Genomic DNA, 13,802 nt, shown 5'->3' on the forward strand with positions numbered 1-13,802 from the left:
TTCGTCAGGGCTTCCTGGGCGACCCTGCGCACGGCCTGCGACGCCTCCGCGGGCAGCGGCCTGTGCTCACCCGTAACGGTGATCTCGGCACCGGCCGACGAACCGACGAGCGCCGTCAGGAAGTCCTCCAGCGGGGTGAGTTCACCGCGCAGCGCGGACAGCGCCTGCCGGGTCTCGTCGAGCCCGTCGCGGGCCATGCCGCGCGCCGCCACCACCCGCTCCAGGATCTTCTCCCGGTCGGCTCCCCGTTCGATGAGCAGCCTGGCCGCCTCCAGGTGCACGAGCTGCGCCGAGAGGCTGTGGGCGAGCACGTCGTGGATCTCGCGTGCGATCCTCGCCCGTTCCGCGAGCGCCGCCGACTCCGCCTCGGCGGCCCGCGCGGCGCGCTCCTGGGCGAGCAGCCGCTGAGTGTTGCCCCTGGCCTCGGAGTCGAGGCGCAGGGTGTATCCGGCGAGTGCCAGCCCGGCCGTCGTCGCCGCGGTGGTCAGCCACACGTCGTTGTTCACGGCGGCGTAGGCCGCGAGGGAGACCGACATCACGGGCACGGCGGCGGCCAGGGGCAGCCGCTCCAGGGCGCTGACGGCACAGCCGCACCACAGGACGAGAGCCGCGGTCCTGAAGCCGGCTGCCTCTCCGGCGACGGCGAGCCCCATAAGGGCGGCCATGAGCGTGAGGGAGGGCAGCAGCCGGTGGGCGAGGGTGGTGCGCCAGAATCCCCAGGCGACGGCACCGGCCAGGAGGACGCCCGATACGGCTCCGACCGCGCCCCAGCCGTGGACGTGGGTGTTGTCGTACGCGCCCCACAGCAGCATGCCGAGCACCAGCAGCCGTACGAGCCAGGCGAGCAGCCGCCGGGGCCGCGAGACTCCCTCGCGGCCCAGCGCCTCCCGGGAGGGCCAGTGGGTCCAGGAGTTCTCCGTCACACACGCTCCTTCGCGGCCGACCGGACCGTGTGGTCACCGTACGCCGGGGCCACGGCGGGTGCCGGGGAGACGGACTGGGACCGCCACAGGAGGATTCCGGAGCGGACCAGGAGCGTGGCCGCGAGGGCGAGGAGCAGGGCGGAGCTGTTCTGGTGCACACCGACTGCCGTGCCGAGCGCGAACAGGCCGACGCGCAAGGCTATGCCGACGATCCACACGGTCCCGCTCGCCTTGGTGCTCTTGCTCCACACCGTGCCGTCCGGCTCCGCCCATATGCGGGTGGTCCAGGCCCAGCCGGCTCCGGTGGCGAGGCCGATCAGCAGCTCGGCGCCGAGCAGGACGACGGACGCGATGCGGTGGTGGGCGTCGACGATGCCGGGCTCACGCACGGCGACGAAAGCGAGGACCACGGGAACGAGCCACCAGCGCCGTCCGGTGCCTATCGGCTGGGCGCGGAACTGGCGGACGATCACCAGAACCACCACGGCCGCGATCGCCAGCGCGTTGATCAGCCCGGACATCCTTGCCTCCGTGAGCGAAGAAGGGAGAGGCGACAGCGAGTGCTGTCGACGCCTTCGACGCTACGGAAATCCGCAGGCCGGCAGATCGGAGCAGGGGTGGACCGTGGGTGGATCGGCACAGGGCCGCGGACTCCACCCACGGGTGGAGAGCCCTGCCCACCACCCGAAACCGGGCGTGGGCAGGGCCAGGGGCCACGGGCCAGGGGCCAGCAGCCAGCAGCAGGTATGCCTACGCGTCGATGCGCGAGCGGTCCAGCGTCGCCGCGGAGCTGGAGATGAACTCCTTGCGCGGCGCCACGTCGTTGCCCATCAGCAGGTCGAAGACCGTCTCGGCCGCGTCCAGGTCGGAGAGGTTGATCCGGCGCAGGGTGCGGTGGCGGGGGTCCATGGTCGTCTCGGCCAGCTGGTCGGCGTCCATCTCACCGAGGCCCTTGTAGCGCTGGATGGAGTCCTTGTACCGGACGCCCTTGCTCTCGAATTCGAGCAGCTTGTCGCGAAGCTCCCGGTCCGAGTAGGTGTAGACGTACTTGTCCTGGCCCTTCTTCGGCTGGACCAGCTCGATGCGGTGCAGCGGCGGCACCGCGGCGAACACCCGGCCGGCCTCGACCATGGGCCGCATGTAGCGGTGGAAGAGGGTCAGGAGCAGCGTGCGGATGTGCGAGCCGTCGACGTCGGCGTCGGTCATCATGATGATCTTGCCGTAGCGGGCCGCGTCGATGTCGAAGGTACGACCGGAGCCGGCCCCTATGACCTGGATGATCGCGCCGCACTCGGCGTTCTTGAGCATGTCGGTCACGGACGACTTCTGGACGTTCAGGATCTTGCCGCGGATCGGCAGTAGCGCCTGGAACTCGGAGTTGCGGGCGAGCTTGGCGGTGCCGAGCGCCGAGTCGCCCTCGACGATGAAGAGCTCGCTGCGGTCCACGTCGTCGCTGCGGCAGTCGGCGAGCTTCGCCGGCAGCGAGGAGGACTCCAGGGCCGTCTTGCGGCGCTGGGCGTCCTTGTGCTGGCGGGCGGCGATGCGCGTACGAGCGGCGGCAACGGCCTTCTCCATGACGACGCGGGCCTGGGCCGCGGCGTCACGCTTGGTGGAGGTCAGGAACGCCTTGAGTTCCTTGTTGATCACGTTGTTCACGATCCGGCGGGCCGCCGAGGTGCCGAGGACCTCCTTGGTCTGACCCTCGAACTGCGGTTCGGCGAGCCGCACGGTGACGACGGCCGTCAGCCCCTCCAGGGCGTCGTCCTTGACGATGTCGTCCTCGGCCACGCGCAGCAGCTTCTTGGCGCGCAGGACCTCGTTGAGGGTGCCGGCGACGGCCGTCTCGAAGCCCGCGACATGGGTGCCGCCCTTGGGGGTGGCGATGATGTTCACGAACGACTTCAGGGTCGTGTCGTAGCCCGTGCCCCAGCGCATGGCGACGTCGACGTCGAGCTCGCGGGTGACCTGGGTGGGGGTCATCTGGCCGTGCTCGTCCAGGACCGGGACCGTCTCCCTGAAGGTGCCCTGACCGGAGAAGCGGAGGACGTCGCAGACCGGCTTGTCGCTCGCCAGGTACTCGCAGAACTCGCTGATGCCGCCGTCGAAACGGAACGACTCCTCGCCCTTGCTGCCGCCCTCGCCGAGACCGAACTCGTCACGGACGACGATGGTCAGGCCGGGCACCAGGAACGCCGTCTGGCGGGCCCGCTGGTGGAGGTTGTCCAGGGAGAGCTTGGCGTCCTTGAGGAAGATCTGGCGGTCGGCCCAGTAGCGCACGCGCGTGCCGCTGCGGGTCTTGGGGATCTTCTTGGTCTTGCGCAGGCCGCTGGCGGCCTCGAACTTGGCGTCCGGGCCGTTGCCCGCGAAGGCGCCGGGCACACCGCGGCGGAAGCTGATCGCGTGCGTGTGGCCGCCGCGGTCGACCTCGACGTCCAGGCGGGCCGACAGCGCGTTGACCACGGAGGCGCCCACGCCGTGCAGACCGCCGGACGCGGCGTACGAGCCGCCGCCGAACTTGCCGCCGGCGTGCAGCTTGGTCATGACGACCTCGACGCCGGACAGGCCGGTCTTGGGCTCGACGTCGACCGGAATGCCCCGGCCGTTGTCCCGGACCTCCACCGAGCCGTCGTCGTGGAGGATCACCTCGATGTGGTCGCAGTAGCCCCCGAGGGCCTCGTCGACGGAGTTGTCGATGATCTCCCACAGGCAGTGCATCAGACCGCGGCTGTCGGTCGATCCGATGTACATACCGGGACGCTTGCGCACGGCCTCGAGCCCCTCGAGGACGAGCAGGTGCCGCGCGGTGTAGTTGGAACCGTCCCGCTCTGCTCCTGCCAGCAGCGCTGTGGACGACACGGACGTTTCGGCGGTCACGCGGTTCGCTCCTCGCTGAATTTCAGATGGGGCCCTTTTGGGTAAGGGCGCGGCCTTGGTTGCCGTCAAGAGGGTACCGATGCCTGGTAGAGCCGTTGTCACGCCACCCTCGTGGGGAATCACAGCCTAGTCCAGGGTCGCATGCATGTTCGATCCCTCGATGGGGTGAAGTACACATCACGTTCCCTTGGAGGCATGAACCATTTAGGCTCCGGGCACGTCCTCATGAACAAACCGGCAAGCCAGCCGGGAGGACTGACGTTGACAGCCAGAGCGAACCCGTAAGACACACAGACACGTAATACGGCACATTCGCCGCCAACCGGCAACAGACGGCCGGCCTCGAAAGATTTTTTTCGAGGAAAAGCCCCGGGCGGGAACAGTTCGGGGCTGGTTGGATGTTGACCCTGGTACGACAGCTCGTCGAGCTAGAGAAGAGGCGACGTGACTACTGTTCTGACCCCCGCGAGCCCGCTGACGGCCGCCGATCGCTGCGACCGTTGCGGCGCGCAGGCCTACGTACGCGTTGTCCTGCTCAGCGGCGGAGAGCTGCTCTTCTGCGCCCACCACGGTCGCAAGTTCGAGCCGGAACTCAAGAAGATCGCCGCTGAGATACAGGACGAGACGGAGCGGCTGACCTCCGTTCCGGCGTCCGCAGTCGACGAAGAGCGCTGACACTTCGCGTTGACGACGAGCCGACATCCGGCACAGGCCGGCGGACGGGCGGCGCGGCCCCTGATTTCAGGGACCGCGCCGCCCGCGCTTGTGCGGGAGACCCCGCAAGGGCACCGTCAGCGGCTCTCCACGGCTCTTGGGGCGCCGCTCGCTCCCGGGGCCGCCCCGAGCGCCCGTACGACCTCGGACACGCGCGTGTAGACGCCCGGGCTGCCCGCCCGGCCGCAGCCGCTGCCCCAGGACACGAGCCCGATCAGCTTCCCCTGGGCCACCAGAGGGCCGCCGCTGTCTCCCTGGCAGGCGTCCCGGCCGCCCTGGGGCTCTCCGGCGCACAGCATGCTCCCGGCGACGTAGGTGCCCTCGTCGCGGCCCGGGTAGGCCTTCTCGCACTGTGCGTCGGGCAGTACGCGTACGCGTGCGGCGTGCAGAGTGCGCGCGTAGTCACCGCCTCCCGTGACGTCGCCCCAGCCGTAGACCACGGCGTCCGTGTCGGGCCGGTACGCCGGATCGCCGGCCGCGGCCATGGCGATGACCGGGCTTCCCGGCAGCGGCTCGGCGAGGGTGAGCAGGGCGAAGTCCCCCGCGTTGGTGGCGCTGTCGTAGCCCGGATTGACCTGTACGTCGCGCACCGCGATCTCCCGCCCCCGCTCCGCGAGCAGGTCCGTGCGGCCCGTGATGACCTTCAGGTCCCGTGCACGGTTCGGCGGCGACCCCAGGACCTCCTCGCCCATGCAGTGCGCCGCGGTGAGCACGGTCGTGGGTGCGATCGCCACGCCCCCGCAGAACTGTCCCGCGCGCGTACCCCCGAACCGGTCACGGCTGGACAGTGCCACCGTCCACGGGCTCTGGGAGATGTCGACCGGGAAGCCGCCCACGACGACGTCGGCGGGCGCGGGAGCGGCGGACAGCAGCGGTATTGCGGTCGCGGCAGCCGCCAGGATCAGCGGCCGGGTCAGCGCCCGGACAGACGGACGACGCATACACGTACCTCACTCTCGGTTGCCTTGGGAGACCCAGAGTGATCCAGCGCGTGGCGCGCCGCACCCGCGCGCCGACGCGACAAGGCCCGGTTCCGGGTGAGGAACCGGGCCTTGGGTGTCGTACAGGCGCGACCTAGTCGAGGTAGTCGCGCAGCACCTGGGAACGCGACGGGTGGCGCAGCTTCGACATGGTCTTGGACTCGATCTGGCGGATGCGCTCGCGCGTGACGCCGTAGACCTTGCCGATCTCGTCGAGGGTCTTCGGCTGACCGTCGGTGAGACCGAACCGCATGGAGACGACGCCCGCCTCGCGCTCGGACAGGGTGTCCAGGACGGAGTGCAGCTGCTCCTGCAGGAGCGTGAAGCTGACCGCGTCGGCCGGGACGACGGCCTCGGAGTCCTCGATGAGGTCACCGAACTCGCTGTCGCCGTCCTCGCCCAGCGGGGTGTGCAGGGAGATGGGCTCGCGGCCGTACTTCTGGACCTCGATGACCTTCTCCGGGGTCATGTCGAGTTCCTTGGCCAGCTCCTCCGGGGTGGGCTCGCGGCCCAGATCCTGGAGCATCTGGCGCTGCACGCGCGCGAGCTTGTTGATGACCTCGACCATGTGCACCGGGATACGGATGGTGCGGGCCTGGTCGGCCATGGCGCGGGTGATCGCCTGACGGATCCACCAGGTGGCGTACGTGGAGAACTTGTAGCCCTTGGTGTAGTCGAACTTCTCGACCGCGCGGATCAGACCGAGGTTGCCCTCCTGGATGAGGTCCAGGAAGAGCATGCCGCGGCCGGTGTAGCGCTTGGCCAGGGAGACCACCAGACGGAGGTTGGCCTCCAGGAGGTGGTTCTTGGCGCGGCGGCCGTCCTCGGCGATGATCTCCAGCTCGCGCTTGAGCTTGGGGGCCAGCTTGTCGGCGTTGGACAGCTTGTCCTCGGCGAACAGGCCCGCCTCGATGCGCTTGGCGAGTTCGACCTCCTGCTCGGCGTTGAGCAGGGGGACCTTGCCGATCTGCTTGAGGTAGTCCTTGACCGGGTCGGCGGTGGCACCGGCGGCGGCGACCTGCTGGGCAGGCGCGTCGTCCTCGTCCTCGTCGGACAGCACGAAGCCCGCGCTCTCGGTGCCCTCGGGCTCGTCGCCGGCCTTCGGGGTCTCCTCGAGAACCTCTTCCTCGATGACCTCGGCGTCGTCCTTCTTGGCGCTGGTCTTCTTGGCCGCCGTCTTCTTGGCGACCGTCTTCTTCGCGGCCGCCGTGGCCTTCTTGGCGGGCGCCTTCTTGGCCGCGGCGGCCGTCGGGGCGTCCTCCTCGACCGGCGCGTCGGCGGCGGGCGCCGCCGCGGGGGCGGTGGCGGTGGCCTTCTTGGTGGTCACCGTCTTCGCCGCGACCGTCTTGGTGGCGGTGCGCTTGGCCGGACTCTTCGCTGCGACGCTCTTTCGGGTGCGCTTGGGCTCTGCGGCACTGACCATCAGCGTCACACCCTCTTCCTCGAGGATCTGGTTGAGGCTGCGCAGTACGTTCTTCCACTGAGTGGCCGGAATCTGGTCAGCTTCGAAGGCCCGACGCACATCGTCGCCGGCGATCTGCCCCTCGGCCTTTCCCCGCTCGATGAGAGCCATGACAGAGACGGACTCGGCGATCTCCGGCGGGAGCGTACGGGATGTGCTGGCCGACACGAACAACCTCTCGGAACGTTGGAAAACGGCTTCCGGCCCCGTCCAGGACGGACAGGAGCCGACCGCCGGCTTGGGGGATTGGGCCGACGGCGCGGGCGGGGGCCGGGGAGATGCACAGCGCCGTGAACGGCGTCCGTATTCCCTCCTCGGCTGTCACCTCTTAGGTCATCGCGCTGTTCCCACGAGCGTTACGCCCAATCTGCGTGGCCCGAGTCACACCCCGTAACTGCTCAAAAACGGTCAGACAAGGGCAGAGACGGCCACTCATGCCTACTACCCGGGGTCGCGCCGTGAAACACACACCCCGTCGCACCGTCGGACCCCGCGGGATACCGGAGATCCCGCGGGGTCCGACGGGAGACGGTTCGCCGACCGGGCGACGCCCCAGGAGGGAGAGGCTTCCCCGGACGTGCCGTCCGCGGGTCGGCGCTCAGTGTTCACGCGGTGCGGGAACCACGCGCTCCACCTCGGGGTGGACGGTGAGCAGTTGACGCATGGCCGTCTCGGCCGCCGTGCCGTCGCCGGCGGCGAGCGCGTCGGCGATCCTGCCGTGGTGCGCCAAGGACACGTCGTTCGGCCGGTCACAGCCCGTGACGGGGGCGCCGGAAACCTGGAGGGCGGCCGACACGATCCCGGAGAGGTGCTCCAGCATGCGGTTGCCGGCGAGCTGGATGAGCAACGAGTGGAACTCGGCGTCGGCACGGGAGAACGTCAGGGCGTCGCCCTGCCCCATGGCGTGCCCCATGATCTCGACCATGTCCGCGAGCCGCTGCTGGACGTCCTCGCGCCCGTGTCCGGCGGCCAGGCGCGCGGCCAGCGGTTCGATGGTCCAGCGCAGCTCGCTCAGCTCGCGCCGCTGATCGTCGCGCTGCGGTCCGAAGGCCCGCCACTCGATGATGTCCGGGTCGAGAAGATTCCAGTCGCTGACCGGGCGCACACGGGTGCCGACGTTCGGGCGGGCGCTGACCAGGCCCTTGGCCTCCAGGACGCGGAGCGACTCGCGGACGACGGTGCGCGAGACCTCGAAACGCTGGCCGATCTCCTCGGGCACGAGCGGGCGGTCGGCACCCAGGTCGCCGGAGACGATCATCTGGCCGAGCTGCTGGACGAGTTGGCCGTGCAGCCCGCGCCCGCGGCTGCCCGCGGCACGCCGGCCCACACGGCCCAGCTCCTGGTCCGCGCTCTCCCATACGGGGGCTCCGACGCGGTCGGCCATCGAGGCCTCCGCGTAGGGGTAGCGGTCGAGTTCGCCCGGGCCGGCGAGACCGGAGTCTGCGGAGCGGGCGGCGGTCATCATGGTGTGCGCAAGGGTACTCACGGATCCTTTGTCGGCCTCGCCCTCAACTGCCTTGAGGTCTTTGGTGAAAAGCACACGAAAGGGTGATCGCTCACCCCGTCGCAATTGACGCCTTATCGGAAAGAAATGGGCTTTCCCTGGGGAGTTGTGCGCAGGGTGGGGCGAAAGCGTGCGAGATGGTCGTCATCGGGCCCTGCTGCGCAGGGTCGTGAGCAGATACGCGCAGAGCAGCGCGGTCAGCGACAACGTCAGAGCGCCGCCCACGGGTTGGACGAGCACCCGCGCCAGCACGGACAGATAGCGCTCTCCGCCGAAGGGCCACTGCAGCCAGAGCGTCTCGCGCAGCCGCAGCGGAAACCCAGCCGCGGTCCGCACTGACGATCCCTCCCAGACTTTTTGTACGAGGGGTACGACGACGACCGGTACGGCAAGCACGGCCGCGAGCCCCGCCGTGGTGGACCGGAAGATGCCCGCCGCCAGCACCCCGGCCCAGGCGCAGCCCACGAGAAGACCCATCCAACTCGCGCTCAGCGACGGCCAGTCCGCGGGAACCCGCGTGAGCTCCCGTCCGTATACGAGGTAGAGCACTTCGGCGTCGCAGCCGACCGTGAGGAAGGCCAGGGTCAGCGCGGTGACGGCGGCGACCAGGAGTTTCGCCGTGAGCAGCCCCAGCCGGCGGGGCACGGTGCCGCGGTCCGCCGCGAGTGCGGGGTGGCGGAACTCGTCGCCGAAGGCCAGCGCGCCGAGCAGTCCGGCGCCGAGCGCCGCGGGCGGCAGGGGCAGCTCCCGGGGCCAGGCGGCCAGCAGACGCGCCTGCGGCGTGTGTCCGATCCTGGCGAGCAGGACGGCGGTGACGGCGGACACGACGAGCACGACGGCCGCGGTGAGGAAGCCGGTGCTGATGCCGGTGGCTCGGCGGAGCTCGTAGCGCAGGGGGCGGAGGGGGCTGGGGGCGGATCGGACGGAGATGGGGGGCGGGAGGGGGGTGAGGGCGAGGCTCCGGGGGTCGGCGGTATGCGGCCTCGGCGCGGGGTCGGGGTCGGGGTCGGCGGCTGAGCGCGGGGTGAGGGTGAGACTCCGGGTGTCGGCGGTATGCGGCCTCGGTGCGGGGTCGGGGTCGGGGTCGGCGGCTGAGCGCGGGGTGAGGGTGAGACTCCGGGTGTCGGCGGTATGCGGCCTCGGTGCGGGGTCGGGGTCGGGGTCGGCGGCTGAGCGCGGGGTGAGGGTGAGACTCCGGGTGTCGGCGGTATGCGGCCTCGGTGCGGGGTCGGGGTCGGGGTCGGCGGCTGAGCGCGGGGTGAGGGTGCGGCTCCGGGTGTCGGCGGTACTCGGCGCGGGGTCGGGGTCGGCAGCCGAGTCGGTCGGCGCCGAGAGGGACGCTGCGGCTGCCGTTTCCTGAACTCGGTCGGGCCCGGCCGTGGCGTGCGGTGCGGTTTCGGGCTGACCGGTGACGGGGCGCTGAGCGGTCTTGTCGGTTCCGGTCGTGTCGTCGCCGCGTTGCGCGCGCGACCGCCCCGGCGCGTCCGCGGCATCCTGCTCCTCGGAGGTGGGCGCCCCCGCTCCGGGACCCATGTCACCGATCTCGTCGGCGAGTTGATGGACCAGGATGCTGTGGCGGAACGCCGTCTCGCCGATGTCGGCGCAGGTACTGCCGTACACGGAAAGGCGGTTGCCGCTCTCGCGGACGACCTCGACGGAGCGCCGCGCGGAGCGAGCCTCCTTGGCCAGGAGGGCGGCGAGGCGCGGGGCGTGCGGGCTGCGGACGGCGACCCGGGGGCGCAGCCGCGTGCGGGCGAACTCGGTGACGTTCTGGTCGGCGACGATTCTGCCGCGCTCCAGGGTGACGACCCGGTCGGCGTTGCGGGCGGCCTCCTTGGGGTCGGACAGGGTGAGCAGGACCGTGCCGCCCTGAGCCGCGTGGGCGCGGAGCGCGCCGTGCAGCCAGCGGGCCTCGCGGGCGGAGAGGTCGGCGGTCGGGTCGTCGAGCACGAGCGTGTGGGGGTCGGCGAGCAGGGCGCAGGCCAGGCCGAGGCGGCGGTCCATGCCCCGGGAGAGGGTGCCGAGGCGCTCGTCGCGCAGACTGACGAGGCCGACCGTCTCGAGGACTTCGTCGGCCCGGCGGACCGGAACGCCCGCGGCCGCGCACAGCATGCGCAGATGGCCGCGGACGGTGCGGACCGGGTGGCCCGGTACGTCGCCGAGCAGCACACCGACCTCACGCGACGGGTGGGCGATGCGGTGCAGTGGGCGGCCCCTGAAGTAGGTGAAGCCGCGGCCCTGTTGGAGTTCGAGCATCAGTCTGAGCACCGTCGTCCGGCCCGATCCCGGCGTGCCGAGAAGTGCGGTGACGTGGCCCGCACACGCCTCGAAGGAGACGTCGTCGACGGCGGGCGGAAGGTCCTTGCGGGGGTTGCTGGTCAGTCCGAAGGCCTGGATCACCCGCAGCAAGATAGCGCGCTATGTCCGTTTTTCCGGGCAGCGCGCGGCCACCCGACCAGCCGCGATCGGTCCGCTCGGAACCGTGTTCGCCGTTCGCTCCTCAGCCCGGTACCACGACGGCCGCCCCTGCAGGACGGACCTGCCGTAGGCGGGCCCGGTCTCACACTTCGGGGCGCAGCATCGGCGGGTTGAGCAACGTGGCACCGCCTGCCCGGAACAGCTGCGCCGGGCGGCCGCCCTGACGCGTGGTGGTACCGCCGGTGGGGACGAGGAAGCCCGGGGTTCCCGTCACCTTGCGGTGGAAGTTGCGCGGGTCGAGGGCCACGCCCCACACCGCCTCGTAGACCCTGCGCAGCTCGCCGACGGTGAACTCGGTGGGGCAGAACGCCGTGGCGAGGGACGAGTACTCGATCTTGGAGCGGGCGCGTTCCACCCCGTCGGAGAGGATCTGAGCGTGGTCGAAGGCGAGGGGTGCCACCGGTTCGCCGTCGCGGCCGTACCCGCCCTGCTGCAGCAGCTCCTCGACCGGCGCCCAGCGGGCGTTGCTGGCGTCGCCACCGGCGCGGGGTGCCGGCAGGTCGGGGGCCAGGGCGAGATGAGCGACGCTGACCACGCGCATCCGGGGGTCGCGCTTGGGGTCGCCGTAGGTCGCGAGCTGCTCGAGGTGGGCGCCGTTGTCCTGGGCGGGGACCGCGGGGTCGTGGGCGCGCAGCCCGGTCTCCTCGGCCAACTCGCGTGCTGCCGCCTGCGCCAGGTCCTCGTCCGCCCTCACGAATCCCCCGGGCAGTGCCCAGCGCCCCTGAAAGGGTGGTTCGCCCCTGCGCACCGCCAGCGCGCACAAGGCGTGGCGGCGCACGGTGAGCACGACCAGGTCCACGGTGACGGCGAAGGGCGGAAAGGCTGACGGGTCGTAGGGCATGCGGCGATCATAGTCGTCTGCCTGACGATAAACACTCCCTTCGTCGGCCGCTTCGGTGACTGATCCACTTCGTTCCGGTATGCGTCTCGCCGTCTGCTGCGGGCCGTGGCGCGGTGGCGCGATGACGTGTTCTTCGAGGTCACACCCCCAGTTGCAGTCCGTCGGCGGCTTCCTCGACCATCGCGAGGCCGAGCCGGCTGACCCTCACGGAGAAGGGGGCGCCGGTGATCCGCAGTCCCGTCAGAACGATCTCGCCGAGAGGCGCGCTGCGCACGGGCCGCAGCGTGACGGTGCCGGCCGGCGCATCGGGGCGGATACCGGCGAGCGTGGACAGCAGGAACACCCCGGCGGCGGCCGCGGTGGCCGCCGGGCGGCAGGCCGCCGGGTGCGGCAGGGGGGCACTGTCCTCGGTGCGCGCCACCCCCGCGTACATCTCGGGCAGGCGGTGGCCGAAGGTCTCGGCCGCCGCGAGAACGCCCCGGAGCAGGGCGTTCGCCTCCTTGTCGTATCCGGCGGCGGCCAGGCCGGCGACCGCCACCGCCGTGTCGTGGATCCGTACGGCACCGCTCCGGTGGCCGAACGGGTTGTACCCGGCCTCCTTCGCGCCCAGTGCGCGCAGCCCCCAGCCCGAGTCCATGGCCGGGCCGCCCAGCAACCGGGCGAGCTGTTCCGTCTGCACCCGGTCCAGGAGGCCGACGGCGAGCTCGCCCCCGCCGAGCAGGCCGGTGTCGAGGAGATGGGCGGCGCCCGACCCCAAGTACGCCATCGGGGTCCCGTCAGGGGCGCGGGCCGCCACCGGCCGGCCTCCGCCCAGGTCGTCGAACCAGAACTCCTCCCGGAACGCCCTGCGCAGCTCCCGCGCCCACTGCCGCAGTCCGGCGCCGCCCGGTCTGCCGCAGGCGTCGAGGAGATCGGCACCGAGCAGGGCCGCACGATGGGCGTGGGCCTGCGTCTCGCAGCGGACGGGGCCGCCGGGGTGGGGATCGCGCAGGTAGGTGCCGTCGCCGACGGTGTTCAGCAGCCAGGTCAGGCACCGCTCGGCCGCCGGTAGCAATTCCGTCGTGTCCCGCTCGGGGAGGCCCCAGCGTCGGGCCTCAGCCAGCAGTGTGGGGAAGAGCAGCGTTGCTTCGGTACCCGTGCAGCCCGGGGGCAGATGCGGCCCGGCGTCTCTGCGGGGCCCGGGAATCATGCCCGACTGCGCTCCGGAACTGGGGAGTTGGGTGCGTGCGAGGATCCGCAGGGTGCCCACTGCGAGCCTGGTGCCGAGGGGCAGCGTCATCCTGGCCGCGGCCAGCGCCTCGGCGGGGGCAAGACCGCAGCGCCACGGGGCTCCGGCCGCGAGATACGTGTCGGAGCGATGCGTCGGATCGCGCAGCAGCAGGGCCCGCAGATCCTCGATGCTGGTCCGCATGAGCCGGCCGATCCTGGGGTCGTCGCCCGACGCGCTCGCCGCCGCGAGCGGGCTCGTCGCGGCATAACCCGCGGCGCGGAGAGGTCCCGCCCCGTCGGGCCGCACCCGCAGCTCCACGCTGGTGCTGCCACCAGGCGGCAGCTCGAACTCCCAGCGCAGCAGCCCCGCGGAGGCCAGCGCGTCCGCGGGCGGCGGATCTGCGCTGACCGACGAGGTCCCGGTGGGGCAGGACCAGCGCAGGCCCGAGTCGTGGACGCTGGCGGGCAGCTCGGGGCCTCCGGTGCCGGACGCGATGGCGCTCAGATCGGCCAGGTCCGTGCCGAGGGCAACCTCCAGCGGGACGCGCAGGGGGCGCGGGGCCGCGCTGTGCAGCGTGATCCGCTCCGTCCCGTCGGCCTGCCGGACGCGCTCGACGACGACGTCCGGGTCGGGACCGGAGTGCGGGGAGACCCGCAGTGTGCCCACGAAGAGGGCCCGGTCGGCCGCGGTCATCCTGGCCTGGACGGCGAGTGGCTCACGACCGGCCACACGGACCTGGCAACGGGAGAGCACACGCCGGCCCGCACGGTAGAACCCGTCCAGCCCCTCGCCGTTCAGCTGCCCCTGCGCCGTGGA

General features: G+C 71.4%; 10 protein-coding genes. 1 reads left to right on the plus strand and 9 read right to left on the minus strand.

The features are described 5' to 3' along the window. From M8J74_RS21775 to M8J74_RS21785, 3 genes are all read right to left on the minus strand, one after another. The coding region (locus M8J74_RS21775; RefSeq protein WP_249838049.1) for a sensor histidine kinase at nucleotides 1-923 on the minus strand (923 nt) is incomplete at its 3' end. Further along, the gene (locus M8J74_RS21780; protein ID WP_249838050.1) at nucleotides 920-1,444 is read right to left on the minus strand and encodes a DUF1453 domain-containing protein; all 525 of its coding nucleotides are present in this window, start codon (nucleotides 1,442-1,444) and stop codon (nucleotides 920-922) included. The genes M8J74_RS21775 and M8J74_RS21780, both read right to left, overlap by 4 nt. A 229-nt stretch (nucleotides 1,445-1,673) precedes the next feature. After that, nucleotides 1,674-3,797: a DNA gyrase/topoisomerase IV subunit B gene (locus tag M8J74_RS21785; RefSeq protein WP_249838051.1), complete on the minus strand. Its 2,124-nt coding sequence runs from the start codon at nucleotides 3,795-3,797 to the stop codon at nucleotides 1,674-1,676. A gap of 444 nt (nucleotides 3,798-4,241) precedes the next feature. Here M8J74_RS21785 and M8J74_RS21790 point away from each other — a divergent pair, with 444 nt between their 5' ends. Further along, nucleotides 4,242-4,472, plus strand: a complete 231-nt coding sequence (locus M8J74_RS21790) for a DUF7455 domain-containing protein (RefSeq protein ID WP_058922534.1) — start codon at nucleotides 4,242-4,244, stop codon at nucleotides 4,470-4,472. Nucleotides 4,473-4,588: 116 nt separating this feature from the next. Here the strand turns inward: M8J74_RS21790 and M8J74_RS21795 are convergent, their stop codons facing one another. The 6 genes from M8J74_RS21795 to M8J74_RS21820 all read right to left on the minus strand — a co-directional run bounded on the left by M8J74_RS21795 (nucleotide 4,589) and on the right by M8J74_RS21820 (nucleotide 13,784). Beyond that, a complete protein-coding gene (locus M8J74_RS21795; protein WP_249838052.1) occupies nucleotides 4,589-5,452 on the minus strand; it encodes a serine protease in 864 nt (287 codons plus the stop codon). A gap of 133 nt (nucleotides 5,453-5,585) precedes the next feature. Beyond that, nucleotides 5,586-7,121, minus strand: coding sequence for an RNA polymerase sigma factor (locus M8J74_RS21800; protein ID WP_058928096.1), 1,536 nt, complete (start codon nucleotides 7,119-7,121; stop codon nucleotides 5,586-5,588). A gap of 430 nt (nucleotides 7,122-7,551) precedes the next feature. After that, nucleotides 7,552-8,439 carry a FadR/GntR family transcriptional regulator gene (locus M8J74_RS21805; RefSeq protein WP_249838053.1) on the minus strand — a complete coding sequence of 296 codons (888 nt, stop codon included), beginning with the start codon at nucleotides 8,437-8,439 and terminating at the stop codon, nucleotides 7,552-7,554. Nucleotides 8,440-8,601: 162 nt separating this feature from the next. Then, nucleotides 8,602-10,857 carry an ATP-binding cassette domain-containing protein gene (locus M8J74_RS21810; RefSeq protein WP_249838054.1) on the minus strand — a complete coding sequence of 752 codons (2,256 nt, stop codon included), beginning with the start codon at nucleotides 10,855-10,857 and terminating at the stop codon, nucleotides 8,602-8,604. 160 nt (nucleotides 10,858-11,017) lie between these two features. Continuing rightward, a complete protein-coding gene (locus M8J74_RS21815; protein WP_030939512.1) occupies nucleotides 11,018-11,776 on the minus strand; it encodes an NUDIX hydrolase in 759 nt (252 codons plus the stop codon). A gap of 139 nt (nucleotides 11,777-11,915) precedes the next feature. Further along, nucleotides 11,916-13,784: a glycogen debranching N-terminal domain-containing protein gene (locus tag M8J74_RS21820; protein WP_249838108.1), complete on the minus strand. Its 1,869-nt coding sequence runs from the start codon at nucleotides 13,782-13,784 to the stop codon at nucleotides 11,916-11,918. Nucleotides 13,785-13,802: the final 18 nt, after the last annotated feature.

Source organism: Streptomyces panaciradicis, from assembly GCF_023516615.1.
In the GTDB taxonomy this organism is placed as follows: domain Bacteria; phylum Actinomycetota; class Actinomycetes; order Streptomycetales; family Streptomycetaceae; genus Streptomyces; species Streptomyces panaciradicis.